Below are 25,625 nucleotides of genomic sequence, written 5' to 3'. Positions count from 1 at the left end.
CCGCATGACGCGCATCGTCCGCTTCGCCGACGACACCGGGACCGTACAGACAGGGATCGCCGACGCATCCGGCGCGATCCGCAGTTTCGACGGGGCGCCCCGCGTCGCCGACCTGCTGCGGCTGTCGGCCGACGGGCTGCGGGAGTTGGTGGAGGCGACCGCCGCGCGGCAGCGGCCCGACACCGACGAGGCCGAAGTGCTCCTGCTGCCGCCGATGGACGGCCTGATGGAGCTGTGGGCGGCCGGCGTGACGTACGAGCGCTCGCGCGAGGCCCGCGTCGAGGAGAGCACCGAGCAGTCGGTGTACGAGCGGGTCTATGACGCCGAACGGCCCGAGCTGTTCCTGAAGGCGCTGCCGTGGCGCCTGGTCACCGACGACGAACCGATCGCGGTCCGGGACGACTCCGAGCTGAACGTGCCGGAGCCGGAGCTCGGCGTGGTGCTCAACCAAGCGGCGCAGACGGTCGGTTACGTGATCGTGGACGACGTCAGCTCGCGCTCCATCGAGGGCGAGAACCCGCTCTATCTTCCCCAGGCGAAGATCTACGCAGGCAGCGCGGCGGTGTCCTCGGGCATCGTCCCCGTGTGGGAGGTCGACGCCCCGCAGGCGCTGAAGATCTCGCTGACCGTGTGGCGGGACGGGTCCGCCGCGTTCCGGGGAGCGATCTCCACGGCCGCGTTCCACCGCTCGCCCGAGGAGTTGGCGGAGTACCTGTGGCGGTGCCAGCCGTTCCCCGACGGGGCCGTGCTGTCCACGGGGACCGGCATCGTGCCGGAGATCGACTTCACGCTGCAAGCGGGTGACCTGGTCGAGACGGCGATCGACGGGGTGGGCGTGCTGACCAACCATGTGCGCGTCGGGCGGGCCGAACTAGACTGGCTGGTCGAGGCGGTGGACCGCCCGCTGATCCGCCGCGACGTCCGTCGATCCGCTTCGGGGAGCGTCTGACGTGCCGTTCCCCGATGAGTCCGGTCCGCTGGCGGTTCTGGACCATCGGCCGGAGTGGGCCGCGGAGTTCGAGCGGCTGGCGGGCGTGCTGAGGGCCGCGCTCGGCACGCAGGCTCTCTCGATCGACCATGTCGGCTCCACGTCAGTGCCGGGTCTGGCCGCGAAGGACTGTGTGGACATCCAGGTCCGGGTCGCGGCGCTCGACGAGAACGTGCACACCGCCCTGCTCGCGGCGATCGGTTTCCGCCGCCGTCCCGAGCCCTGGAACCGCGTCGAGGTCTCGGGCGGCGAGGAGTGCCGCAAGCTGGTGTTCGCGCCGCCGGTCGGTGCGCGTCGCTGCAATGTGCACGTGCGCGAGGAGGGACGCCCCAACTCCCGCTTCGCGCTGCTGTTCCGGGACTACCTGCGCGCGGAGGAGGATGCCCGCCGGGCGTGGGGAGCGTTCAAGCAGCGCCTGGCCCGCAGCGTCCCCGATCTGTCCGACTACGGGCAGATCAAGGCGCCGGCCACCGAGGTGCTGATGGCGGCCGCGGAGGCCTGGGCCTCCCGCACCGGCTGGCATCCCGCCCCCGCTCCGACACGGCGCAGGTGACACACACCTGCACCCCACCTCTACGGTGCGCCGAACCAACGGTGCAGCGCCGTCTCCAGTCCGCTCACGTCGTCCGGGCCGTGGCCGGTCCAGGCGAGATGGGTGTCGGGACGCAGCAGCATGCCCGTCGCGTCGGTGCCGTCGGCCGTGCCGGTGATCACGTCGACCCGGTCGTGCCAGGGCTTCGCCACGTCGGCGAATCCGCCGCCCAGGTCGAGGAGCAACGGGCGCCCGGTGACGGTCAGTTCGGCCAGCCGGTGCGTTCCCGTGGCGGTGTGCACGACGAGGTCGGGTGCGAAGCCCTCGGTGGTGCCGGCGACGAGGTGGGCGACGCGTTCCGTGCCCGCGGTCGTGGCCAGCATCTCGCCGAAGACGGTCCGCAGAGCGGTGACCTCCGGGCCGGGGCGCAGCATCGCCGACTGGGCGAGGGTCGAGTCCACGACGCGTTCGGCGACGGGGCGGCGCTCCTCGTCATAGGTGTCGAGGAGTTCTGCGGGCGCCCACCCGCGCACCGTTGCGGCCAGTTTCCAGCCGAGGTTGACGGCGTCCTGGAGACCCAGGTTGAGGCCGGGGCCGCCGATCGCGGAGTGCACGTGGGCCGCGTCCCCGAGCAGCAGGATCCGCCCTTCCCGGTAGCGGTCCGCGAGCCGGGTGTTGCCTCCGACGAGGCGGCGCAGCAGGTGCGGCCCTTCACCCTCGGGTGGCAGTACCGGCAGGGGTGCGCCCAGGACGCGTTCGGCGCTGTCGAGCAGTTCCTGGAAGGTCATCGGCGCGGAACGGTCCTCGTCCGGTGACTCGACCTCCGTGGTGTGGACGCTCGCGGGGCGGCCGGGCAGCCGGGCCCAGACGATGGTCCCGCGCTCGGTGCGTACGTACATGGTGGGCGGCAGCGTCCCGTAGCCGGGGACGATCAACTCGCCTTGTGGGCCCACGTGTTCATCGCGCGCGGAGACGTTCGCGGAGCGTGACACGAAGTCGTCGTTGGTGACTCCGGGAAAGCCGATGCCGGCCAGGCGGCGCACGGTGCTGCGGCCTCCGTCGGCGGCCACCAGGTAACGGGTCGTAAGGTGTTCCCCGCTCGCCAGGGTCACCCGGACCGAGTCGGCGTCCTGGTGGACATCGGTGACCTCCTGGCCCATGCGCAAATCGACGCCGAGTTCGGCGGCCCGTTCGACGAGGACCGCCTCGATCCGGGCCTGGGGTGCGGGGAGAATGCCGACCGGGTTGTTCTCGAGCCGGTGGAGTTCCAGGGGGAACGCGCCGAACATGTAGCGGGGCGCGGGCCGTGCGGGTTCGTCGGAACCGCTGATCCGGGCGTAAAGGCCGCGCCGGTCCAGCATCCGCACCACCTGGCCCACCAGGCCGTTCGCCCGGGGTTCCGTCTTCGGTCCGGTGAGCCGCTCGATGACGACCGGGCGCACCCGGGACAGCGCCAGCTCGCAGGCCAGCATCAGCCCGTTGGGGCCGCCGCCCGCGATGATCACGTCGTACATGACATGCCTCCTTGAGGACTGAGAGGACTTGAAGGGCTTAGAGGGCTTGGAGGGCTTAGAGGTCCTAACAAAGGCGTTGGACGTGTCGGTGAGTGATCAGGCAGGTGGCCAGGGCGAGGAAGGCTTCATGGATGTCGTCACGTCGTTCCCAGCGGATGCGCAGGCGTCGGAAGCCGTGCAGCCACGCGATCGTGCGTTCGACGACATACCGGAAGATGCCCAGGCCGGTGCCGTGCGGTTGACCGCGCTCGGCGATCACCGGACGAATCCCGCGCTGTCGCACCAGGCGGCGGTACTTGTCGTGGTCGTAGCCGCGGTCGGCGAACAACAAGTCCGGCCTCCGGCGGGGCCGTCCGACCGTGCCGGTCACCGGCGGAACCTTGTCGAGCAGTGGAATCAGCTGGGTGACGTCGTTGCGGTTGCCGCCAGTCAGCGACACCGCGAGCGGGATGCCCTGGCCGTCGGTGAGGACGTGGTGCTTGCTGCCCGGCCGTGCGCGGTCGACCGGGCTCGGCCCGCTTTTGGGCCCCGTCGGGCCGCCCGCACATGCGAGGCGTCGATCACCGCCCGCGACCAGTCCAGCTGTCCCGCCGAGCGCAGCTTCTTCAGCAGCACGAGGTGCAGTGCGTCCCACACACCGGCCTCGTTCCAGGCGGCCAGCCGCCGCCAGCAGGTCATGCCCGACCCGAACCCCAACTCCTGGGGCAGGTACTCCCACTGGATGCCGGTGTGCAGCACGAACAGGATCCCGCACAACGCCTGCCGGTCCGGGATACGAGGTCTTCCCTCGACCTTCTTCGGGCCCGGCTCCGGCAGCAACGGCTCGATCAGCGACCACAGTTCGTCGGACACGATCCACGGACGAGCATCCCGCTTCCCCATGCCCACAACAACGAGCAACCAGCCCGACAGTCACATGATCAACCACTTCTGTTAGGGCCTCTAGAGGACTGAGAGGGTTTAAGGGGTCGGCAGCCCTGCGGCGAGCATCGTGAGGGCCGACCGCAGCAGAGCCTCCATCGACCCCTCCGCACCGCCCTGCAGAAACAGGTCGATCGCGGCGCTGTTGGCGGCGGTCACGGTCGCGGCCACCAGGCGGGGGTAGAGGTCGACATCGACGGACGTGTCCGTGCGGTCGGCGATCGCCGCGGCGAGTTCGCTCTCCGCGACCTTGCCCGCCCGCAGCATCTCGGCCTGCAACGCAGGCTCGGCCACCATCACCCGGAGCCCCGCCGCCCAGTCGGCCGGCTCCTGCGGCGGCATCTCCCGCACCTCGGGCCCCGGCTCCAACTGCCGTAGCACCGCTTGGGAGATGACCTCCCACAACGGCTCACCCTCCGGCGCGGACCGCACCTCCGCGGCCACCCGAAGGGAGCGCTGGAGGTGACGGAAGGCGATCGCCTCCGCCTTGCTGGAGAAGTAGTTGTTGAAGGTGCGCGGCGAGACGCCGACCGCCTCGGCGATGTCCTCGACCCGGACGTTGTCGAGCCCGCGTTCCACGGTGAGCCTGATCGCGGCCCAGCTCAGCGCCACGCGTGTGGCTTCCTTCTTGCGCTCCCTCAGTCCGCTCATGGCACCACCGTAGCAAAACTTGCGCGACACGCAATAATGCGTGGCACGCAAATATGTCACGCCGCTACGGCCTCCCGCTCACAGCCAGGTTGTCGCAAGCGCCACCACCACGGCGCCCGCGCCGAGCAGCACACCATTGAGCCCGATCTGACGTTCACCGCGGCGCAGATGGAGCCACGTCGCGCCGATCTGCAGGACCACGAACCCGATGGCCGCGACCAGCGCCAGCCAAGGCGCGATACCGGTCAGCGGAGGCAGCACGAGGCCGAGCGCGCCGAGCACTTCCAGCGCCCCGATCGCCCTGACGGCCCGCATCGGCGCGCTGTCCACCCAGGCCATCATCGGCCGCAGCTGCTCGCGACTGCGGACCACCTTGAGCCCGCCCGAGTAGACGTAGAACAGGGCCAGCAGCCCCGCGACGATCCAATAGGCGAGCTTCAGTTCCTCGGTCATACCCCGATTCCACCGCCGGGGCAGGCGTTCCGTCCAAGACCCGTTTCGCGAGGCCGATACCGTACGGGTATCGTCCCCGCATGGAGCTACGCACGCTGCGCTACTTCGTGGCGGTCGCCGAGGAACTCCACTTCGGCCGGGCCGCCACCCGGCTGCACATGAGCCAGCCCCCGCTGAGCCGGGCGATCAAGCAGCTGGAGACCGAGGTCGGAGCCGCGCTGTTCGACCGCTCCCCCGCCGGTGTCACGCCGACCGCGGTGGGTGTCATGCTGCTCGACGAGGCGCGCGCCCTGCTGGAGCGGGCCGACCTGGTACGCGACCGGGTGGCAGCGGCGGCGGGATCCGCCGCTCTTACCGTGGGTGTCCTTGGCGACAGCAGCGATCCGGCCGTGACCCGGCTTGCCGCCGCCCACAGCCGTGCGCACCCGCGCGTCGAGGTGCACATCCGCGAGACCGACCTCACCGACCCCACCTGCGGGCTGCACGCCGGCCTCGTCGACATCGCCCTGACCCGTGGCCCGTTCGACGAAACCGGCCTGGCCGTACGCGAGTTGGGCGCCGACCCGGTGGGCGCCCTGCTGCGCGACGACGATCCGCTGGCCCGCCGCGACAGCCTGGCCCTGGCGGACCTGGCCGACCGCCGCTGGTTCGTGTTCCCGCCGGGCACCGACCCCGGCTGGCAGGCGTACTGGAGCGGCGGGCGGCCCCGCGAGGGCCCGGTGGTCCGCACGGTCCAGGAGTGCCGGCAGGCCGTGCTCTGGAACGGCACGGTCGGCATGACACTCCTGGGTCACCAACCTGGGCAGGGACTCACCGTGGTGCCGCTGACCGACATGCCGCCGAGCCGCGTGGTCGCGGCGTGGAGCGACGGCGGCACCAACCCGATGATCCGCTCGTTCGTCCAGCTCGCGACCACGACGTACCGCGACCGATCGGCCGCCTCCTCTTAAGCGGTGCCGAGGCCGAGGGCCGGGGCGAGTTCGCGCAGCGCCGGCAGCGGGTCGGCGGACGGGTCGTCTCCGAGGACCTGCACGACCACCTGGTCGGCGCCCGCGTCCAGCTGCGCCCGCACGCGCGCGGCGACCGTCTCCGCGTCGCCCATGGCGACCATGGCCTCGGCCAGCTTGTCCGAACCGCCGATGACCACGTCGGACTCGTCGAATCCCTGACGCAGCCAGGAATTACGGTAGTTGGGCAGCTGCGAGTACATGTGCAGGTGCTGGTGCGCACGCCGCAGACCGGTCTCCCGGTCCGTGGTGAGCGCGACCCCCTGCTCGCTGACCACCCACTTGTCGGGCCCCAGCTGCTCGCGGGTGGACGCGGTCTGCTCCGGGGTCACCAGGTACGGGTGCGCCCCGTCGGCCGCCTTGCCGGACAGCTCGATCATCTTCGGGCCCAGGGCGGCGAGGAGTCGGGCCGGGCGCTGCCCGTCCGGCTCCACCTCGGCCGGCACCGCGTCCATGGTCCGCAGGTACTCCCGCATGGTGGCCAGCGGCTTGCTGTAGGAACCGGCGTAGCTGTGCTCCACCAGTGGGGCGTGGCTGACGCCGAGGCCGAGCACGAAGCGGCCCGGGTGCAGCGCGCCGAGCGTACGAGCGCCCGCTTCGCTCGCGGGGGCGCTGCGGGCGTGGATGTTGGCGATGCCGGTGCCGACCACCAGTCGTTCGGTGCCGCCCAGTAGGGCGGCGGCCTGCGTGAAGGTCTCCTTGCCTCCGGCCTCGCCGTAGAACAGCGAGGCGTAGCCGAGGTTCTCGATCTCACGGGCTCGGGCGACGACGTCGTTGATCGGCCACCGGTCACTGGTCCACCAGACGCCGACACGAGAACTGAAATTGATGTTGGCCATGCCCCGAGGCTACCCACACCCGCCTCAGTGCGAGTCGCGCGGCACGGCGCTCCCGCGGCATCCGCGCAGGAAGTCGAAGTCGGCGCCCCGGTCGGCACCCTCGACGTGCTGCGTGTACAGCCACGCGTAGCCGCTCGTGCGTCGCGGCGCCGGCGGCTGCCATGCGGCGCGTCGCTTCGCCAACTCCGCTTCGTCCACGTCCAGTTCGAGTGACCTCTTCGGTACGTCCAGGGTGATGGTGTCCCCGTCGCGTACGAGGGCCAGGGGGCCGCCGACCGCCGCTTCCGGTGCCACGTGGAGGACGACCGTGCCGTACCCCGTGCCGCTCATCCGGCCGTCGCAGACGCGCACCATGTCGGTGACGCCGGCCTTCAGCAGCTTGGTGGGCAGGGGCACGTTCGAGACCTCGGGCATGCCGGGGTAGCCCTTCGGTCCCGCGCCGCGGATGACGAGCACGGTGTTCTCGTCGACGTCCAGGTCCGGGTCGTCGCACACCGCGTGATAGGCCTCCGGGGAGTCGAAGACGCGGGCGACGCCGGTGTGGGTGAGCAGGTGGGGCGAGGCCGCGGACTGCTTGATGACAGCGCCGTCGGGACAGAGGTTGCCGCGCAGGACGGCCGTCCCCGTGCCCGCCGGCTGGAAGGGCGCCACCACTGGCGTGATCACCTCGTCGCCGATACGCTCCGCGTCCGCCACGTTCTCGGCGATGCTGCGCCCGGTGACGGTGAGCTCTTCGCCGTGCAGCAGCCCGGCCAGTACCAGCTCGTGGTGGACGGCGGGCAGGCCGCCCGCGTAGCAGAAGTCCTCCATGAGGTAGGTGCCGGACGGCATCAGGTTGAGCAAGGTCGGTATGTCGCGGGCGAGTTGGTCGAAGTCCTCGGTGTCGAGGTCCACGCCGACCCGGCCGGCGAGCGCCGTCAGGTGGATGATGGCGTTGGTGGAGCCGCCGATCGCCGCGTTCGTGCGGATCGCGTTCTCGAAGGCCTCGCGGGTGAGGATGCGGGAGGGGCGCAGGTCCTCGTCCACCATGTCCACGATGCGGCGGCCTGCCGCCTGCCCGGTCTCGTAGCGGCGCATGTCGACCGCGGGCCAGGTCGCGGAGCCCGGGAGTTGCATGCCGAGCGTCTCCGCCATGCACGCCATGGTGGAGGCCGTGCCCATCGTCATGCAGTGGCCGTTGGAGCGGGCCATGCAGCCCTCGGCGAAGAAGCACTCCTCCTCGGTCATCCGCCCGGCCTTGACCTCGGCCTCCATCTGCCACACCGCCGTGCCCGAACCGACGTCGCGGCCCTGGAACTTGCCGTTGAGCATCGGGCCGCCGGTGACCATCACGGCGGGCAGGTCGACGCTCGCGGCGCCCATGAGCATGGCCGGGGTCGTCTTGTCGCAGCCCGACAGCAGCACCACACCGTCCAGCGGGTTGGCGCGGATCAGCTCCTCGACCTCCATGGCCATGAGGTTGCGGTACAGCATGGCCGTGGGCCGCATCAGTGTCTCGCCGGTGGCCATGGTGGGGAATTCGAGCGGGAAGCCCCCGGCCTGCCACACCCCACGCTTCACGGCCTCGGCGACCCGGGGCAAGTGGGCGTTGCAGGGCGCGAGTTCGGACGCGGACACGGCGATCCCGATCACCGGCCGCCCGTCGAACACCTCAGGCCCGAAGCCCTGGTTGCGCATCCAGGACCGGTACACCATGCCGCCGCGTCCGGCGGCACCGAACCAGGCCTGGCTGCGTCGGGCCGCGTGACCATGTGCCATGAATTTCTCTCCTCTACGTAGCCGGGGTCGTTCAGCCGAACAGGTCGGCGAGCTGCTGCCGCGCCGTGAGCACGGACAGCACACCGAAGAGCACCACCGCCCACACCAGCGCGGCCACGCGAAGGCCGCGCACCTTCAGGGGGTTGGGCAGCGCGGTGCGGTTCATGACGAGGAGCAGGATCGAGTACACGAACATCATCAGTCCGGACACACAGGCCGAGATGACGAGCAGGACGAGCGGCTGGTCGAGCCCGGAGAGCAGCACGATCGCGCCGACGGCGACGACCGCCCACACCAGGCGCGCGTACATCCGCGACTCGCTCGTCCGACTCCCGCGCAGATACGTCGACTTGAGGACGTCGGCCGCCATCCTGCTCGTGTAGTCGATGATGCCGGTGGCCGCGCTGAACAGCGAGAACGCACCGACCAGCCAGAAGAAGACACCGAACCAGTCCCCGACGCGCTGCTGGAGGACCTGGCCCTCCTTCTCGATGAAGCCGACGTTGTTCTCGAGTCCACCGGTCCCGAACAGCGTCGAGTGCGCCAGCATCGACGACAGCACGATCGTCACGATGGTGACGAGGACGAAGGTAACGGCCTGCTCGATGTTGGCGAAGCGCCACCAGCGGCGCCAGCGGGACATGTTCGTCTCGTTGAGCTCGAAGACGTAGCCGACGACGGGGCCCGCGGCCTCCTCCTGGCCGGTGACCGGGCTGACGAGCCGGGGCACGTAGTGGCCCATGCCGAAGCCCTTGTCGCGGATCCAGTTGCTCTGCACGAGGTTCTGCCCGCCGCCCGCGCCCGCGTAGGCGAGGGCGCCCATGAGGACGGCCACGCCGAGTTCGGAGGGGAACGTCGCGTCGGTGACGGCCTTCGGCAGATCACCCACCGTGGTGGCGGTGACGGCGAGGATCAGGGCGAGGACGAAGAAGCCGCCGATGACGAGGATCTTGACGCCGAGCAGTTTCTCCAGCGCGTTGTAGACGACGGGCGCGAGGGTGAGGATCAGGCCGATGAGGACCAGGAGGCCGATGCCGATGTAGGCGGGTGTGCCGCCGAACACGTAACTGAGCATCGTCGCCGAGCTGGTGGCCCAGCCGGGCCAGAGGTTGGCCGCGTAGGTGAACACCACCATGACCAGGCCCCAGTGCCGCCAGTAGCGGTTGAACCCGGTCACCGCGGTCTCGCCGGTGGCGAGGGTGTAGCGCTCGATCTCCATGTTGAGGAACCACTGGGTGACGACACCCACCACGGCGCCCCAGAGGAAGACGAGGCCCACCTGCGTGGCGATGTACGGCCACAGGATGAACTCACCGGAGGACAGTCCGACTCCGGCGGCCACGACGCCGGGGCCGATGATCCGCCAGGTCTTCGCGGGCGGTGCGGGCAACTCCCGTACGGCGGGTGGCGGGAGGAGCTTGGTACGCAGGGGGAACGGGGCGGGTGATGGGGCGGGGGAGCTTCCGGTCTCGGTCATCTGGGGCGTCTCCGGGGGCCGTTGGGGCGGAAGTGGAGCGCTTGGCGATGCCCCGCAATCATCGGATGATTCGGGGAGCCCATGCAATGGGTGTGCACGAAGAACGCCCCGGGCTTGCCTGCCCGGGGCGTTGTCGATGCGTGGTGTCTCAGACTCCGGCGCTCTCCTTGACCGGCGACGCATCCGCCTTCGCCTTGCCGCGCGGTGCCCAGCCGGCCAGCCACGGCAGGACGAGCGCGAGCACGCCGACCGCGGCCCATGCGCCGCCGACGGCCCAGGCGGCACCGGCCGACAGCAGGACGGGCACGAAGGTCACTGTGGCCGTCTCGACGGGCGCGACGGGGATGTACGCGACGCCGAACTCCTCCAGCGTGCCGCTCTTCAGCTTCGGGTCGACCATGCGCAGCAGGGCGATCGCGGTCGCGGCGGCGCCGGTCGTCCAGCCCCACGTGACGAGCCCCTTCTCGAGCCAGTTCCCCTCGAAGAGGCGCGGCGCGACGACCAGGAACAGGAAGAGCACGAGGGCGAGGCCGACCGCGAACATCAGCGCGAGCGGCAGCCAGAAGTCGGCGACGAAGCTGGGCACGATGGAGGCGATGCCGCAGGTGATCAGGACGTCGGTGGCGGTGCCCGAGAGCGACTTGAGCGAGTCCCCGTCGACGTAGTTCCAGGCCTTGGTGCGGGCCACGACGGCGCGCAGGAGCAGGCCGAGGATAAAGGCGAGCGCGAAGACCGGGAGCATCAGCGAGGGGAACATCCCGGTGATCCACTCGGAGACGCCGTACGCGGCCGCGGAGAGCGCGGCGATGACCGCGATCTGGAAGCCGAGCGGCTCGATCGAGGCGGGTGATGTGGTCGCGTTGCCGGTGGGGTGGCGCTCCTTCTCGTCGCGCACGAGGCCGGTGCGCAGTTCCTCGGGGAGCGTCTCGAAGCGGCCGACGCTGCTGGTGTGGCCGCGCCGCGCGCCCCAGTTGCACAGGATGATGCCGCCGACGACACCGACGAGCATGCCCACGGTGGCCGAGGTGAAGCCGAGCGAGCTGGCGCCCTCCCAGCCGTTCGCCTCGAAGGCGGTGCCGAGGGCTGCCGCCGTGCCGAAGCCGCCGGCCCAGCCCGCGAAGAGCAGCGCGCCGAAGGCGTCGGGCACGTCCCACACGGGCTGCAGCAGCACCAGGCCGAGGACGACGCCGATGCCCACCTGGAGGGCGTAGGCGGCGACACCGTACGAGCCGAACGAGCCGGCCGCCTTGCCGAAGCCCTTGAGGCCGAGGCCGTCGGTGAGGGCGAGGCAGGCGAACACGACGACGATCAGGACGGACGCGTAGGTGCCGAGCTGATCGGAGAAGGGCAGCAGCCCCGCCCCCTCGGGTCCGAGCGCGAGGCCGAGGAAGCCCGCCATGACGCTGGAGGGCAGCATCAGCCGCTGGAACAGCCGGACATGGGCCCGCAGCAGCGTGCCGACGAGCAGCAGCGCGGCGATGAGACCGGCGTCGCTGAGCAGCGACCACGGTGTGTAGGACACGGGGACTCCGGGGTGGGGCAGGCACCTCAGTCAGTGCGGGACGTGCGGGGTGAACCGGAGTTTTCTATCAGCAAAGAAACGGTAAAGGGAAACCCGGCTTCCGCTTTACCGGGTTCCCCTTCACCGGGTCAGCCGTTTTTACCGGGTCAGCCGCTCGTGGGCACCAGAACGGTGCGGTCGAACGGGCCGCCGTGGGCGGCCGCGTACGCGACGGCCTCGTTGACCTCGTCGAGCGGAAAGGTCCGGACGCGTTCGGCGGCGAGGTCCGGCGCACCGGCGGCGAGCAGCCGGATGATGCCGGTGTTCGCCTCGCGCGGGTACATCCACTGCCCGCGCACCGTGATCGAATTGCGCATCAGCCACGGGTACGGGAACGCGAGGTCGTCGCCGCCGAGCATGCCGACGCCGCCCATGAGGACGACGCGGCCGTACTCGCGCACGGTCATCGCCGCCGCGCGCGTCACGGAGCCGGGCGCGCTCGGCGGGAGCAGGTCGAGCATCATGTCGATCGGCCCCTCGGCCGCGGCGGTCGTCGCGGCGCTGTCGGCGGCCTCGTCACCGGTCAGCCGGACGGTGCGCACCCGCGGGCCGAACCGGTCGGCGAGGAGATCGAGAGCGGCCCGGTTCCGGCCGGGCGCGACCACCCGCCCCGCCCCCATCGCGAGGGCGATCGCGACCGCGCAGCTGCCCAGGTTCCCGGTGGCTCCGCTGACCAGCAGCGTCTCCCCCGCCGCGAGCCCGCCGGCCAGCAGCCCTCCGTACGGGATGATGTGCGCGCCGATCGCCGCCCACCGGGCCGGGTCGTCCGCCGCCTGCGCGGGCAGCGGGAAGACGTTCTCCGTGGGGACACGCATCAGCTCGGCGAACGCCCCGTCGTGCAGGTGCCGGGCGAGCGCGGCGCCGCCCTCGCCGCGCGAACTCCAGCCCTGGAGCGCGATGTCGGGGGTCAGCGCGTCGTCGCGCGAGCGCACGGTCATGTCGCACCACACGAGGTCGCCCACGCGCAGCCGGGTGGCGTCCGGGCCGATGTGCACGATCCGGCCCACGCCGCCGATGCCGGGCACGACGGGCGGGACGAGCGGGTAGTTCCGTACGCCGCCGAAGACCTCGTCCGCGTACGGGGCCACGGAGGCGGCCAGCACTTCGACCAACACCTCACCGGCGTGGGGCTTCGGGTCGGGCAGCTCCCGCACCGTGAGCGGGGCGCCGAACTCGGTCAGGACCGCTGCGCGCATGGGTGGACCTCCGGGTGTGAGGGAACGGTTTCCGGGATCGACGTTAGGAGCGCGCCGGGCATGCAGGAAGCGACGATTCGGCATCCCGGCCATGCGGAGTCCGCATGGCGTGCCGCTGATGTCCGTGCGGAGCGGACCTGGTATCCGTAGGACCCATGGACATCTCCAGTGCGGGCCTGCGGGTCCTGCGGCAGATCGCGGAGTCCGGCAGTTTCACGGCGGCGGCCGCCCGGCTCGGCTACACGCAGTCGGCCGTCTCCCGCCAGGCCGCCGCCCTCGAACAGGCCGCGGGCGCCGCCCTGTTCGAGCGCCGCAGGAACGGGGTGCGGCTCACACCGGCGGGCCTGACCCTGCTGCGGCACGGCCGGACCGTCCTCGACGCCGTCGCGGCGGCGGAGCGTGAACTCGCCGGGGCCGCGGCGCGGACGGAAGTGGTGCGTCTGGGCGCCGTCCTGAGCGCGGGCGCGGCGTTTCTGCCCGCCGCGCTGCGGCGCCTCGCGCAGGCCGATCCGCAGATCACGGTCACCACGCGCGAGGGCACCACGCCCGGCCTGACGCGGGCGCTGCGCGCCGGCTCGATCGACCTGGCGCTGCTCACCTCCCGCCCGCCGCACCGGCCGTCGGACGGCGAGTCACCGCGCCTGCGGTTCGAGACCGTCGAGGACACCGACCTGGTGGTGGCGGCCCCGGCGACCGGGGAGTTCGCGGGCCGCGCCGGCGTGCACATCGACGAGTTGGTCGACGCGGCATGGATCGCCACCCCGTCGTCCCGTTCCGAGCCCCTGCTGGGCGTCTGGCCGGGTCTGCCCGGACGGCCGCGCGTGGTCCACTCGGCGCGCGACTGGCTGACGAAGACGCAGCTGGTCGCCGCCGGTTTCGGAGTGACCACGGTGCCGCGCCGACTCGCTCCGGTGCTGCCGCCGGGGGTGACGCTGCTGAGCGTCGAGGGGGCACCGCCCGAGATCCGCCGGGTGCACCTGGCCCGCCTCCCTGGCACCCCGACCCCGGCGATCACGGCGGTGACCCGGGCCCTCATGTCGGCGTGACACCGGGCCGCTCCTCGCGCGACCCGGTGTCACTGCTTGCCGGAAGACCCTCACATCACGGCATTGAGCGCCAACACCCCACCGAGGCCCAGCAACGCCAGGACCGTCGTATACGTGGTCCGTGCCTTGATCGCGTCGAGGACCGAGAGGTTGAAGTATTCCTTGAACATCCAGAAGCCGGGGTCGTTGACGTGGGAGAAGGCGATCGAGCCGCAGGTGACGGCGAGCACCATCAGCTCCGGGGAGGCGCCGCTGCTCGCCACCAGGGGTGCCACGATGCCGGCGGCGGTGGACACCGCGACCGTGGCCGAGCCGAGGGCGATGCGCAGGATCGCGGCGATCAGCCAGGCGAGCAGGAGCGGCGAGATCGACCAGTGCTCGGTGGTGTTCTTGATGTAGTCCGCGATGCCGCCCTCGACGAGGACGTTCTTGTACGCGCCGCCCGCCGCGATCACCAGCATGATCATGGCCATGGACTTGGCGGCGTCGCCGCAGGAGGTGGCGATCTCCTTGAACGAGCGGCCGACGCGCGGGCCGAAGACGTACATGGCCAGCAGCAGGGTCAGCAGCAGCGCGAATTCGGGGGAACCGATGAACTTGATGACACCCATGCCGGGGGCGTGGTCGTCGAGGGTCATCTCGGCGATGGCCGCGCCGGCGATGAGGACCACCGGGAGCAGGGCGACCGCGAGCGACCAGCCGAGGGCCGGCATCTCGTCCTCGTCGAAGACGTGCTCGGTGACGAGGCCTTCGGGTATCGACGGGTTCATCCGGCGGATGAACGGCAGCCGGGGCCAGACCAGGGCGATCAGGGCGCCGGCCGGGACGGCGATGAACAGGCCGACGAAGAGCGTCTTGCCGATGGAGGCGTCGAACGTCTCGGCGACGGCGACCGGGCCCGGGTGCGGCGGCAGGAAGCTGTGCATCGTGGACAGCGCGATGGACATCGGCAGGCCGATCCACAGCAGGTTCTGCCGGGTGACGCGGACCAGGGTGAACGCCACCGGGACGATGATGACGAAGGCAACCTCGTAGAACATCGTGACGCCGATGAGCATCGCGGTGACGACCATCGCCACCTGCACCCATCGGTCGCCGAACGCCTTGGTCAGCTTGGTGGCGATGCGCTGGGCCGCTCCCGCGTCACCCATCACGCGGCCGACCATGGCCCCCAGGCCGATCACCGGCAGGGTGCCGGAGAGTTGATCACCGATACCGGTCTCCAGTACATCGGAGATCTCCGGCAGGCTGATGCCCTGGACCATCGCGACGACCACCGCGACGAGAAGCAGGGAAACGAAGCCGTTGAGCTTCATCTTGGTCATCAAAAACAGCAGCGCCACAACACTGAGCGCAACGACGAGCATTGGCATGATCACTTCTCCTTCGAAGTGACGGAGGTGCACGTTCTGAAGTCAGGGCATGCGAGGGCTCGGTGCGGCGTCACGGACGGACGCCGCACCGGCAAAAGAGAGGCGCGAGCGGAGAAGGCTCAGCGCACCAGCGCGGGGCGCTTGGCGTCGAAGGTCCAGCCGGGGACCAGGTACTGCATACCGGCGGCGTCGTCCCGGCTGCCGAGGCCGAGGGAGAGGTAGCGCTGGTGGGCCGCCTCGATCTGCTCCATGTCCAACTCGACGCCCAGGCCCGGGCGTTCGGGCAGGGCGATGGCGCCGCCCTCGATGGGCAGCGGCTCACGGGTCAGGCGCTGGCCATCCTGCCAGATCCAGTGGGTGTCGATGGCGGTGATGTCACCGGGCGCCGCGGCGGCGACGTGCGTGAACATCGCCAGCGATACGTCGAAGTGGTTGTTGGAGTGCGAACCCCAGGTCAGACCCCAGGCGTCGCAGAGCTGGGCGACGCGCACCGAACCGTTCATGGTCCAGAAGTGCGGGTCGGCCAGCGGGATGTCGACCGCGTCGGCCTTGATGGCGTGGCCCAGCTGCCGCCAGTCCGTGGCGATCATGTTGGTGGCGGTCTTGAGGCCGGTGGCGCGGCGGAACTCGGCCATCACCTCACGGCCCGAGTAGCCGCCCTCGGCGCCGCACGGGTCCTCGGCGTACGCGAGCACGTCACGCAGCGAACGGCCGATCTCGATGGCCTCGTCGAGCAGCCAGCCGCCGTTGGGGTCGAGGGTGATGCGGGCCTCGGGGAACCGTTCGGCGAGCGCGGTGACGGCCTCGGCCTCGGCGCGCCCGTCGAGCACACCGCCCTTGAGCTTGAAGTCCTGGAACCCGTACCGCTCCTGGGCCGCCTCGGCGAGCGCGACGACCGCCTCGGGGGTGAGCGCCTCCTCGCTGCGCAACCGCTCCCAGGCGTCCTTCGCGTCGGACTCGTCGCGGTACGGGAGGTCGGTGCGGCGCCGGTCACCGACGTAGAAGAGGTAGCCGAGCACGGGGACGGACATCCGCTGCACGCCCTCGCCGAGGAGCGCCGCGACCGGCACGTTCAGGTACTGGCCGAGCAGGTCGAGCAGTGCGGCCTCGACGGCGGTGACCGCGTGCACGGTGACGCGCAGGTCGAAGGTCTGCGCGCCGCGGCCGCCCGCGTCCCGGTCGCCGAACCGCTCGCGTATCGCGCGCAGCACCGCCTGCGGGTCACCGACGGGCCGGCCGACGACGAGGTCGGTGGCGTCTTCGAGGGTGCCGCGGATGGGCTCGCCGCCGGGGACCTCACCCACACCGGTGCGGCCGTCGGAGTCGGTGAGGATCACCAGGTTGCGGGTGAAGTACGGGGCGTGGGCGCCGCTCAGGTTCAGCAGCATGCTGTCCTGGCCCGCGACCGGGACGACCCGCATCGAGGCGACGACGGGGGTGGCGGCGGTTGGAACGACCTTGGTGCTCATGGACGGTGAGACCTTTCGCGTGCGGCTCGCAGGCGGATGAGGGGACCTACGGAAGGGGCGGGCAGTGCATGGGTCGCGCGTGGTGTGCTCTCAGAGGTCGATCCCCTTGATCAGCGCGGTGAGCGCGTCGAGTTCGTCCGGTTCGAGGTCGGTCAGCGGCGGCCGGACCGGGCCCGTGGGGTGGCCGGTGACGGTGAGTCCCGCCTTGACGATGCTGACCGCGTACCCGCTCTTGCGGTTGCGGATCTCCGTGTACGGAAGGACGAACTCCCGCAGCTTGCGCAGCACTTCGTCGTGGCGGCGGGCGCGGACGTCCGCGTAGAAGGAGAGCGCAAACTCGGGGACGAAGTTGAAGATGGCCGACGAGTAGGTGGTGACACCGAGTTCGAGGTACGGCAGGGCGAAGGTCTCGGCGGTGGGCAGGCCGCCGATGTAGGTGAGGCGGTCGCCGAGCTTCGTGTAGATGCGGGTCATGGCGTCGATGTCACCGACGCCGTCCTTGAAGCCGATCAGGTTCGGGCAGCGCTCGGCGACGCGGGCCACGGTGTCGGCGCGGTACACGGCGTTCGCGCGGCTGTAGATGATGACACCGAGGTTCGTCGCCTTGCAGACCGCCTCGACGTGCGCGGCGAGCCCGTCCTGCGGGGCCTCGGTGAGGTACGGCGGGAAGAGCAGGATGCCGTCGGCGCCCGCGCGCTCGGCGGCCTTCGCCATCTCGACGGCGGTGGCGGTGCCGTAGCCGACCGGGGCCAGGATCGGCGTGCCCTCGGGTGCGGCGGCCACGGCGGCGGCGACGACACGCCCGACCTCGGGCACGGTCAGCGAGAAGAACTCGCCGGTGCCGCCGGCCGCGAAGAGCCCGGCCACCTCGTACGCTCCCAGGCGGCCGATGTGCTCCCGAAAGGCCTCCTCGTCGAAGTCGAGGGCGGCGGGGTGGTCCTCGCCCCGGAAGTGGGTCACGGGGAAGGACAGCAGGCCAGAGCCGAGGCGTCGACCGAGGCCGGCGGGCGTGTAGGCGGTCATAGCGGTGGTGCTCCCGAACTGAGGTGTGCGACAGACGTACCAGGAGGCGGGCCGACTCCCGTATGGCCTGCGTCACTGGTCTGGCGTGACGCTATGAGCTGGGGCTGATGCGCGTCCAACACCGATTTCGCATCTTGCGATGCACATTCGGAATCATTGCGGCGGCGGTCCGGACCAACCCCACAGCGAAACGTTTGCGTTTCGATGACGGGAGGGCGTACCTTTTAGCGGTACGAAACCGTTTCGGATCGCTTATCCGCGCACGACAGACCGCGAGCGGATCCGCGCACCACCATCAGGCAAGGAATCCATGGGGCTGCCCGAACCCCTCACCCGCAGAAAGCGGCGCACCCGGCTCACCCCCGAGCGGGAGCGCGAGCTCTACGGACGCACCCTCGACCTCGTACGCGACGTCGGCTACGAGACGATGACGCTCGACGCCGTCGCCGCGGAGTCGCGGTGCAGCAAGGCCACGCTCTACCGGCAGTGGGGCAGCAAGCCACGCCTGGTGTCCGAGGCGCTGCGCGAGATGCGGCCGTTCTCCCTGGAGGACCTCGACACCGGGTCCCTGAGGGGCGATCTGCACGCGCTCGCGCAGCGGATCGGCGAGGCCCGCAAGGACCTCGACCTCGTACGCGGCATCTCGCTGGCCATCCGCAAGGACGCGGAGCTCGCGGACGCCGTGCACGAGGCGCTCGTCCAGCCCGAGCTCGACCTGTTCGAGGCGATGCTCGCGCGGGCCGCGGAGCGCGGCGAGATCGACCGCTCCGCGCCCGCCTGCGGTTTCCTTCCGCACATGTTCGTCGGCTCCGTCTTCTCCCGGCCGCTCCTCGAGCGGCAGGCGGCCGACACCGAATATCTCCAGCGCTACGTGGACACCGTCGTCCTCCCCTTGCTGCTGAACGCCTGACCGCCTCCGGCCCCTCCCGGCCTCCGGCTCCCGACAGACCTCGAAGGACCACGCAATGCCCACCCCGCTCGACGCGCCCGAGCGTCCGGCCGCGGCCTCGTCCGCACAGCCGCCGGGCGCCCCGGCCGCGCACCACGTGCCCCACCGCTGGTGGGTGCTGGCCGTCATCGGCCTCGCCCAGCTGATGGTGGTACTGGACGCCACCATCGTGAACATCGCCCTGCCGTCCGCCCAGGCGGACCTCGGCTTCTCCGACGACGGCCGCCAGTGGGTCGTCACCGCCTACTCGCTCGCCTTCGGCAGCCTCCTGCTGCTCGGCGGCAAGCTGTCCGATCTCTTCGGACGCAAGAACACGCTGATCATCGGCCTCATAGGGTTCGCGGGCTCGTCCGCCCTCGCCGGTGCCGCCACCGGCTTCTCGATGCTCGTCGCGGGCCGCGCCCTGCAGGGTGTGTTCGGCGCGATCCTCGCGCCGACCGCGATGGCACTGCTCACGACGACGTTCACCGAGCCGAAGGAGCGCGCCCGCGCGTTCGGCATCTTCGGTGCGATCGCCGGTTCCGGTGGTGCCATCGGCATGCTGCTCGGCGGCTTCCTCACCGAGCACCTCGACTGGCGCTGGACGCTCTACGTCAACCTGGTCATCGCCGCGGTCGCGGTCGTCGGCGCGGTCATCTTCGTCCGCAAGCCCGCTCCCGGCCCGCGCCCCAAGCTCGACCTGCTGGGCACGCTGCTCGTCGCGGCGGGCCTCTTCAGCATCGTCTTCGGCTTCTCCAACGCCGAGACGCACAGCTGGGGCAACTGGATGTGCTGGGTCTTCCTGGCCGCGGGCGTCGTGCTGCTCGCGCTCTTCATCGTGTGGCAGACCCGGGCCAAGCACCCGCTGCTGCCGATGCGCGTCCTGGCCGACCGCAACCGTGCCGCGTCCTACGTGAGCGTGTTCATCACCGGTGCGGGCATGTTCGGGATCTTCCTGTTCCTGACCTACTACCTGCAGATCATCCTCGGCAAGAGCCCGATGGAGACCGGCGTCGCGTTCCTGCCGATGATCCTTTCGCTGATGGTGACGGCGCAGGTCGCCACCATGGCGCTGGTTCCGAAGCTCGGCCCCAAGCCGGTCGTCCCGGTCGGCATGGGTCTCACCGCGGGCGGCCTGGTCTGGCTCACCGCGCTCGACGTGACCAGCAGCTACGCCTCGCACGTGCTGCCGCCGCTGATCATGATCGGTGTCGGTATCGGTCTCGTGATGCCGCCCGCGATGAGCCTCGCCACCCTCGGGGTCGACCCGAAGGACCAGGGCGTCGCCGCCGCGACCGTCAACACCATGCAGCAGGTCGGCGGTTCGATCGGTACGGCGCTGTTCAGCACCATGGCCGCGACGGCCGCCTCGAACTACATCGCCGACCACGGTGCCTCGAAGCTCGACCAGGCCGAGGCCGCCGTGCACAGCTACGCGACCGCGTACTGGTGGGCCGCCGGGTTCTTCGTGGCCGGTCTCATCGTCTCGGTGCTGCTGTACCGTGCGGGCCGTCCGCTGGCCCACGCGCAGCAGAAGGTCGAGTCGACGTCCGAGGCGGCCGAGGTCGCCGAGTCCGTGGCCTCCGCCGCTCCCGTCACTCCCGTCGCCACCGCCCTCGCGGTGGAGGGGCCGGGCGTGCACGGCCGGATCCTCGACGCTCAGGGTGCTCCCCTGACGGGCGCCGTGGTCACCCTGATCGACCGCACCGGAGCCCAGATCGGCCGCGGCGCCGCCGCCTCCGACGGCAGCTACGCGGTGTCGGCCCCGTCCGGCGACGGCGACGGTTACGTCCTCGTCGGCTCGGCGCCCGGCCGTGACCCGCGGGTCGCCACGCTCGCGCTCCGCGCGGACGGACCGGTCAGCTTCGACCTCGTCCTCAGCGGCGACGGCGGCCTCTACGGCACCGTACGGTCCGAGTCCGACTCGGCGCCCGTCATCGGCGCGCTCGTCATCACCACCGACGAGCGCGGTGAGACCGTCGGCTCGGCGCTCACCGACACGGACGGCGGCTACTCGCTGCCGCAGCTGCCGCCCGGCGCCTACACGTTCACGGCCAGCGCGGAGGGCTTCCAGCCCTTCGCGGGTCAGGCCCAGGTCGCGGGCGGCACCGCCACCCGGCAGGACGCCGTGCTGCGCTCCGCCGCGACCCTGACCGGCACGGTCCGTGGCACCGGCGGCTTCCCGGTGAACGACGCCCGCGTCACGCTCCTCGACCAGGCGGGCAACGTCGTCGCGGTGCACACCACGGGCGACGACGGCGCGTACGCCTTCGCCGGCCTGTCCGGCGCCACGTACACGGTGATCGCCAGCGGCTACCCGCCGGTGTCGAAGCCGGTCACGGTGGCGGGCAGCGGCAACCCGAGCGACCTCGACGTCGCGCTCGGCCACGGGGACTGACGGTCCCCGACGCCTGAGTGAGCACACCGCCGCGGGCGGGGCAGCTGTCTGCCCCGCCCGCGGCGCTTTGCTAGGTGCACATCTTGCAGAGGGAGGGCGATGCGATATGTGCCGGTCATGATGTGCCGGTCATGACCGCGACGCCTCGGCGATCCGGTCCAGCACGGCCGGAACCCAGTGATCGCCGTACCGCTCCTGCAACTCCGGCAGCCGCCAGTCGCTTCCGGTGACGGTCCCCCGGCAGCCGTTCCTCGCGCCGCACGCACACGCCAGGACGAACCGCGGGTCCCAGGTATTGGTGGCGTAGTCGCTGGTCAGTTCCTCGTCCGGTGCGATGTCGCGACGGGCGACGAGGGTGTACGGGCCGTCCCACCACAGGTTCGGATCGCAGCTGTGGTTGCTGTAGCCGATGGACTGTTCGCTGCGGGGCGGGAGGACCAGGTGGCTCGTGTCGGCGACGGCGATCGTGTCGACGTACGGGCGTTCCGGGTGGCGCACGGCGTCGTCGAGGAGGGCGCGCAGTTCCGCGTCGGAGACCAGGCGACCGCCCAGCCGGGCCACGGTTGTTCCGGTCGTGATGGGTGTCCGTGCGAGCAGGCCCGAGCCTCCTACGGGAGACGGGCGGACCTCGATGCCCGGGTGTTCCCATGAGTGTGGTGCGGGTGTACGTGTCATGGGCTCATCGTCACGCGTCGGCCGCAGGCACCCAACACCCTCACACCGCCCGATGCCCCAGCGTATCGATGACCCGGTCCATGAAATCCGCCGCGGCGGGCGGGAGTTCGCGGCCGGCGCGGCATTGGACCTGGAGGGTGCGCTGGCGGAATTCCTTTTCTTCCAAGGGGACGGCGGCCAGTGCGCGGCGGTCGGACGGGCCCAGGGTGACGCGGCTGGCCAGGGTGACCGCACTGCTGGCGCGTACGAAGCGCAGGAGGGCGTCCACTGTCGTGCATTCGAAGACGCCCTCCACCGTGAGCTGGTGGGCCGCCACCGAGGCCTCCAGGAGCAGCCGGCTCGTGGTGTCGGTCGAGGGCAGGGCCACCGGGTGCCGGACGAGGTCGCGGACCGAGACGGCCTGCTTGTCCGCGAGGGGGTGCCCCCTGCGGACGATCGCGCACAGCGGGGCCTCCTGCGTGTAACGGATCGAAACACCCGCCGGCAGCGCGATGTTGAAGGTGACGCCGAAGTCGGCGATGCCCTCCGCCACCATCTGGGTCGCCTCCGTCGGCCGCGCGACATGCAGGATGACGCGGGCCTCCGGGTGCGCCGCGTGGAAGCCTGCCGCGACGTCGGGCAGTAGGTGGTGGGTGACACCGATCGTGGCGGCGACGGTGATGACCGCCCTCGTCGTCCGGCGCTGATGCACCTCGTCGGTGAACGTCTCGGCGTCCTGGATCGCCCGCCGCGCGAAGCCCGCGAACGCGCGCCCGGCCGGGGTGGCGATGACACCGCTGGGCAGGCGGTCGAAGAGCGGGGCGCCCACCTCCCTTTCCAGTCGGGCGAGTTGGCGGCTCACGGCGGAGCCCGCGACGAAGAGGCGGCGTGCCGCCGCGTTCACCGAACCCGTCTCGAAGACGGCGATGAAGTACTTCAGGGCCGGGTCGACCAGTGGCATCGGATTCCCCCCTCTCGCGTTCTCTTCGCGGGCAATCTTTCGTATACATGCCTTGCCCGTTTGCGTTGCCGCAACGGCAACGCACGCGTTCCCATATTGTCACCGACGGACGTCCCACCACCCCTTGTTGGCCCCTTCCGTGCGGTGCCACCGTCGTGGCCCATGAGCAGACAGGACGCGATCGACAGCGCCGCACACCACTTCGACTCCGGGACGTTCAGGGAAGAACTCACCCGCCTCGTCGCGGTCCCCACCGAGAGCCACGACCCGCGCCAGGAACCCGAACTGCGCCGCTACTTGGCCGAGGAGGTCGCGCCCCGCCTCGACCGCATGGGGTTCGCCGTCGACATCGCGGAGAACCCCGTCTCCGCCCGTCACCCGTTCCTGGTCGCCCGCCGCACCGAGGCCGAGGGCCTGCCCACGCTCCTCACCTACGGCCACGCGGACGTGCAGCCGGGACACCCCGACCGGTGGCGCACCGGGCTCGATCCCTGGCGGCTCACCGTCGAGGGCGAGCGCTGGTACGGGCGCGGGGTCGCCGACAACAAGGGGCAGCACCTGGTCAATCTCGTCGCCCTGGAGCATGTCATCGGGCAGCGGCAGGGGTCGCTCGGCTACAACGTCGTGTTTCTGTTGGAGACCGGTGAGGAGTTCGGGTCCCCCGGCCTCGCCGAGTTCTGCGAGCAGGAGCGCGGCCGGCTGCTGGCCGCGGACCTGCTCATCGGCTCCGACGGCCCGCGCGTCGCGACGGACCGCCCCACCGTCTTCCTCGGCTCCCGCGGCGCCGTGAACTTCACGCTCTCCCTGGAGCTGCGCGAGGGGTCCCACCACTCCGGCAACCTGGGCGGGCTGCTGCGCAACCCCGGCACCGTCCTGGCCAACGCGATCGCCTGCCTCGTGGACGACCGCGGCAGCATCCGCGTCGAGGGCCTGCGCCCCGCGGGGATCCCCGACGAGGTGCGCCGGGCCCTCGCGGACATCCCCGCCGGCACCGACGGGCCCGCCCCCGATCCCGGCTGGGGCGAGCCGGGGCTCACCCCGAACGAGCGCCTCTTCGCCTGGAACACCATCGAGGTCCTGGCCATGACCACGGGCCAGCCGGACAGCCCCACCAACGCCATCCCGGGCACCGCCCGCGCCCACTGCCAGCTCCGCTTCGTCGTCGGCCTGGAGGCGTCCGACGTGGAGGGCGCGCTGCGCAAGCACCTCGACGAGCACGGCTTCGACATGGTCGAGGTCACCGCCGACTACGGCATGGAGGCGACCCGGCTCGACCCGGACAACCCCTGGGTGCGCTGGACGCTGGACTCGCTGGAGCGCACGACCGGCACGACGCCCGCGCTCCTGCCCAACCTCGCCGGCTCACTGCCCAACTCCGCCTTCTCCCGCGGCCTCGGCCTGCCCACGGTGTGGGTTCCGCACTCCTACCCCGGCTGCTCCCAGCACGCCCCCGACGAACATCTGCCCGCCCCGCTCGTCCGCGAGTCGCTCCAGGTGATGGCCGGCCTCTTCTGGGATCTCGCCGAACTCAGCGGGCTCGGCACCTGGCCCCCGCAGGCCCCCTCCACCGACGGGACCACCCCATGAGCGCGCCACCAGCGAGAACCACGGCACGGGCCACCACCACCCCGAGCCCAGGGAAGATCATCACCGCGGCGTGTATCGGCAACGCCCTGGAGTGGTACGACATCGCGGTCTACAGCTACTTCGCGACGTACCTGTCGAAGGTCTTCTTCACCAACGACGACCCGGCCGTATCCCTGCTCCTCACCCTGGGCACCTTCGGCGTCTCCTTCCTGATCCGGCCCGTGGGCGCTCTCGTCCTGGGTTCGTACGCCGACCGGGCCGGTCGAAAGGCCGCGCTGTCCTGGTCGATCGGGTTGATGGCACTGGGCACGCTGCTGATCTGCGTGATGCCGTCGTACGCGGCGATCGGCGCGGTCGCACCGGTCGGCATCCTCCTCGCCCGCCTCATCCAGGGCTTCGCGGCGGGCGGCGAGTTCGGCAGCGCGACGGCACTGATGGTCGAGTTCATGCCGAACCGGCGCGGTTTCGCCGCCAGTTGGCAGTTCACCAGCCAGGCCGCCAGCACACTGCTCGCGGCCCTCCTCGGCACCGTGCTCACCTCGACCCTCAGCGAGGACCAGCTCACCTCATGGGGCTTCAGGATCCCGTTCCTCATCGGCCTGCTCGTGGCGCCCGTGGGCCTCTACATCCGCCGCAACGTGCCCGAACCGCCCACCACCGCCCCGGAGTCCGAACCCGTCCGTGCGCCGGTGCGCACCATGCTGCGCGAGCACAAGGCCGGCGTGCTGCTCACCATCGGGCTGCTCGCCGTCACGACCTGCCTCAACTACCTGATCACGTACATCCCGACGTACGCGACGAAGACCCTGGGTCTCCCGGACTCCACGGGCTTCATCGCGGCGCTCGCCGGCGGTCTGGTGCTGCTCGCGGTGACGAGTGTGGCGGGCCACTTCTCCGACCGGGTGGGCCAGATCGCGATCATGATTCCGGCGGCGGGCGCGGTCCTGCTGCTGATCTACCCGATGTTCGCGCTCCTCGTGGCCGCGCCCTCGCTGGCCATGCTGATCGGCGTCGTCATGGTGATGGCACTCTTCAAGGGCTGCTATTACGGACCCATGGGCGCACTCATGGCCGGCATCTTCCCGGCCGAGACCCGCGCGACCGGCATGGCGGTGGGCTACAACATCGGTGTCACCGTCTTCGGCGGCTTCACCCCGATGATCGCGGCCTGGCTGCTCGACACGACCGGGCAGTCCGCGGCCCCCAGCTACTGGGTGGCATTCGCCGCCGTGGCGAGCCTGACCAGCCTGTTCGTGCTGCGCCGGCGCACCCTCCACTCCCGATGACCA

22 protein-coding genes are annotated in these 25,625 nt (G+C 71.0%); 8 read left to right on the top strand and 14 right to left on the bottom strand.

The window, feature by feature from the left end; all coding sequences use genetic code 11:
• Nucleotides 1-4 precede the first annotated feature (4 nt).
• Both OHA73_RS42575 and OHA73_RS42570 read left to right on the top strand, forming a co-directional pair.
• A complete protein-coding gene (locus OHA73_RS42575) occupies nt 5-949 on the top strand; it encodes a fumarylacetoacetate hydrolase family protein (protein ID WP_327658032.1) in 945 nt (314 codons plus the stop codon).
• A gap of 1 nt (nt 950) precedes the next feature.
• Nucleotides 951-1,541, top strand: a complete 591-nt coding sequence (locus OHA73_RS42570; RefSeq protein WP_327658031.1) for a GrpB family protein — start codon at nt 951-953, stop codon at nt 1,539-1,541.
• 20 nt (nt 1,542-1,561) lie between these two features.
• Here OHA73_RS42570 and OHA73_RS42565 read toward each other — a convergent pair whose 3' ends face one another.
• The 4 genes from OHA73_RS42565 to OHA73_RS42550 form a co-directional block, all read right to left on the bottom strand.
• Complete coding sequence (locus tag OHA73_RS42565; protein WP_327658030.1) at nt 1,562-3,034, bottom strand: FAD-dependent monooxygenase; 1,473 nt, start codon at nt 3,032-3,034, stop codon at nt 1,562-1,564.
• 64 nt (nt 3,035-3,098) lie between these two features.
• Nucleotides 3,099-3,916 (bottom strand): IS5 family transposase gene (locus tag OHA73_RS42560; protein WP_443063185.1). Its coding sequence is split into 2 segments (ribosomal slippage): nt 3,099-3,568 and nt 3,568-3,916, totalling 819 coding nucleotides; the frame shifts between segments, so codons are not numbered across the junction.
• A 78-nt stretch (nt 3,917-3,994) separates the two neighbouring features.
• Entirely contained in the window at nt 3,995-4,606 is a 612-nt protein-coding gene (locus OHA73_RS42555; RefSeq protein WP_327658029.1) for an acyl-CoA-like ligand-binding transcription factor, read from the bottom strand.
• A 78-nt stretch (nt 4,607-4,684) separates the two neighbouring features.
• On the bottom strand, nt 4,685-5,047 hold the full coding sequence (locus tag OHA73_RS42550; RefSeq protein ID WP_327658633.1) for a DoxX family protein: 363 nt from the start codon (nt 5,045-5,047) through the stop codon (nt 4,685-4,687).
• Between the two features lie 92 nt (nt 5,048-5,139).
• On the opposite strand from OHA73_RS42550, the gene OHA73_RS42545 reads away from it, so the two are divergent.
• A complete protein-coding gene (locus tag OHA73_RS42545; protein WP_327658028.1) occupies nt 5,140-6,009 on the top strand; it encodes a LysR substrate-binding domain-containing protein in 870 nt (289 codons plus the stop codon).
• Here the strand turns inward: OHA73_RS42545 and OHA73_RS42540 are convergent.
• The 5 genes from OHA73_RS42540 to OHA73_RS42520 all read right to left on the bottom strand — a co-directional run bounded on the left by OHA73_RS42540 (nt 6,006) and on the right by OHA73_RS42520 (nt 12,897).
• Nucleotides 6,006-6,905, bottom strand: a complete 900-nt coding sequence (locus OHA73_RS42540) for an LLM class F420-dependent oxidoreductase (RefSeq protein WP_327658027.1) — start codon at nt 6,903-6,905, stop codon at nt 6,006-6,008. The genes OHA73_RS42545 and OHA73_RS42540 overlap by 4 nt on opposite strands.
• Nucleotides 6,906-6,929: 24 nt before the next feature.
• Nucleotides 6,930-8,663, bottom strand: a complete 1,734-nt coding sequence (locus OHA73_RS42535; protein WP_327658026.1) for an IlvD/Edd family dehydratase — start codon at nt 8,661-8,663, stop codon at nt 6,930-6,932.
• Between the two features lie 31 nt (nt 8,664-8,694).
• Nucleotides 8,695-10,140 (bottom strand): Nramp family divalent metal transporter, encoded by a 1,446-nt coding sequence (locus tag OHA73_RS42530; protein WP_327658025.1) that lies wholly within the window; start codon nt 10,138-10,140, stop codon nt 8,695-8,697.
• A gap of 148 nt (nt 10,141-10,288) precedes the next feature.
• Entirely contained in the window at nt 10,289-11,662 is a 1,374-nt protein-coding gene (locus tag OHA73_RS42525; RefSeq protein WP_327658024.1) for a sodium/glutamate symporter, read from the bottom strand.
• 146 nt (nt 11,663-11,808) lie between these two features.
• Nucleotides 11,809-12,897 carry a zinc-binding alcohol dehydrogenase family protein gene (locus OHA73_RS42520; RefSeq protein WP_327658023.1) on the bottom strand — a complete coding sequence of 363 codons (1,089 nt, stop codon included), beginning with the start codon at nt 12,895-12,897 and terminating at the stop codon, nt 11,809-11,811.
• Between the two features lie 155 nt (nt 12,898-13,052).
• Here OHA73_RS42520 and OHA73_RS42515 point away from each other — a divergent pair, with 155 nt between their 5' ends.
• Nucleotides 13,053-13,943, top strand: a complete 891-nt coding sequence (locus tag OHA73_RS42515) for a LysR family transcriptional regulator (protein ID WP_266724457.1) — start codon at nt 13,053-13,055, stop codon at nt 13,941-13,943.
• A gap of 50 nt (nt 13,944-13,993) precedes the next feature.
• On the opposite strand, the gene OHA73_RS42510 is transcribed toward OHA73_RS42515, so the two are convergent.
• From OHA73_RS42510 to kdgD, 3 genes are all read right to left on the bottom strand, one after another.
• Nucleotides 13,994-15,316, bottom strand: coding sequence for a gluconate:H+ symporter (locus OHA73_RS42510; protein ID WP_266724456.1), 1,323 nt, complete (start codon nt 15,314-15,316; stop codon nt 13,994-13,996).
• A gap of 119 nt (nt 15,317-15,435) precedes the next feature.
• Nucleotides 15,436-16,785, bottom strand: a complete 1,350-nt coding sequence (gene gudD / locus OHA73_RS42505; protein ID WP_327658022.1) for a glucarate dehydratase — start codon at nt 16,783-16,785, stop codon at nt 15,436-15,438.
• 90 nt (nt 16,786-16,875) lie between these two features.
• Nucleotides 16,876-17,808 carry a 5-dehydro-4-deoxyglucarate dehydratase gene (gene kdgD / locus OHA73_RS42500; RefSeq protein ID WP_327658021.1) on the bottom strand — a complete coding sequence of 311 codons (933 nt, stop codon included), beginning with the start codon at nt 17,806-17,808 and terminating at the stop codon, nt 16,876-16,878.
• A gap of 310 nt (nt 17,809-18,118) precedes the next feature.
• On the opposite strand from kdgD, the gene OHA73_RS42495 reads away from it, so the two are divergent.
• Complete coding sequence (locus tag OHA73_RS42495; RefSeq protein ID WP_266724452.1) at nt 18,119-18,718, top strand: TetR/AcrR family transcriptional regulator; 600 nt, start codon at nt 18,119-18,121, stop codon at nt 18,716-18,718.
• 55 nt (nt 18,719-18,773) lie between these two features.
• On the top strand, nt 18,774-21,134 hold the full coding sequence (locus OHA73_RS42490) for an MFS transporter (RefSeq protein ID WP_327658020.1): 2,361 nt from the start codon (nt 18,774-18,776) through the stop codon (nt 21,132-21,134).
• 129 nt (nt 21,135-21,263) lie between these two features.
• On the opposite strand, the gene OHA73_RS42485 is transcribed toward OHA73_RS42490, so the two are convergent.
• Complete coding sequence (locus tag OHA73_RS42485; RefSeq protein ID WP_327658019.1) at nt 21,264-21,809, bottom strand: SET domain-containing protein; 546 nt, start codon at nt 21,807-21,809, stop codon at nt 21,264-21,266.
• 40 nt (nt 21,810-21,849) lie between these two features.
• Nucleotides 21,850-22,749 carry a LysR family transcriptional regulator gene (locus tag OHA73_RS42480; RefSeq protein WP_327658018.1) on the bottom strand — a complete coding sequence of 300 codons (900 nt, stop codon included), beginning with the start codon at nt 22,747-22,749 and terminating at the stop codon, nt 21,850-21,852.
• Nucleotides 22,750-22,911: 162 nt separating this feature from the next.
• On the opposite strand from OHA73_RS42480, the gene OHA73_RS42475 reads away from it, so the two are divergent.
• Both OHA73_RS42475 and OHA73_RS42470 read left to right on the top strand, forming a co-directional pair.
• Nucleotides 22,912-24,336 (top strand): M20 family metallopeptidase, encoded by a 1,425-nt coding sequence (locus OHA73_RS42475; RefSeq protein ID WP_327658017.1) that lies wholly within the window; start codon nt 22,912-22,914, stop codon nt 24,334-24,336.
• Nucleotides 24,333-25,622, top strand: a complete 1,290-nt coding sequence (locus OHA73_RS42470; protein WP_327658016.1) for an MFS transporter — start codon at nt 24,333-24,335, stop codon at nt 25,620-25,622. Before OHA73_RS42475 ends, OHA73_RS42470 begins: the two co-directional genes overlap by 4 nt.
• Nucleotides 25,623-25,625 lie beyond the last annotated feature (3 nt).

This window comes from Streptomyces sp. NBC_00483, from assembly GCF_036013745.1.
Taxonomy (GTDB): Bacteria; Actinomycetota; Actinomycetes; order Streptomycetales; family Streptomycetaceae; genus Streptomyces.
The sequence above is the reverse complement of the archived record's forward strand: the minus strand, read 5'-3'. Positions and strand labels throughout refer to the sequence as shown.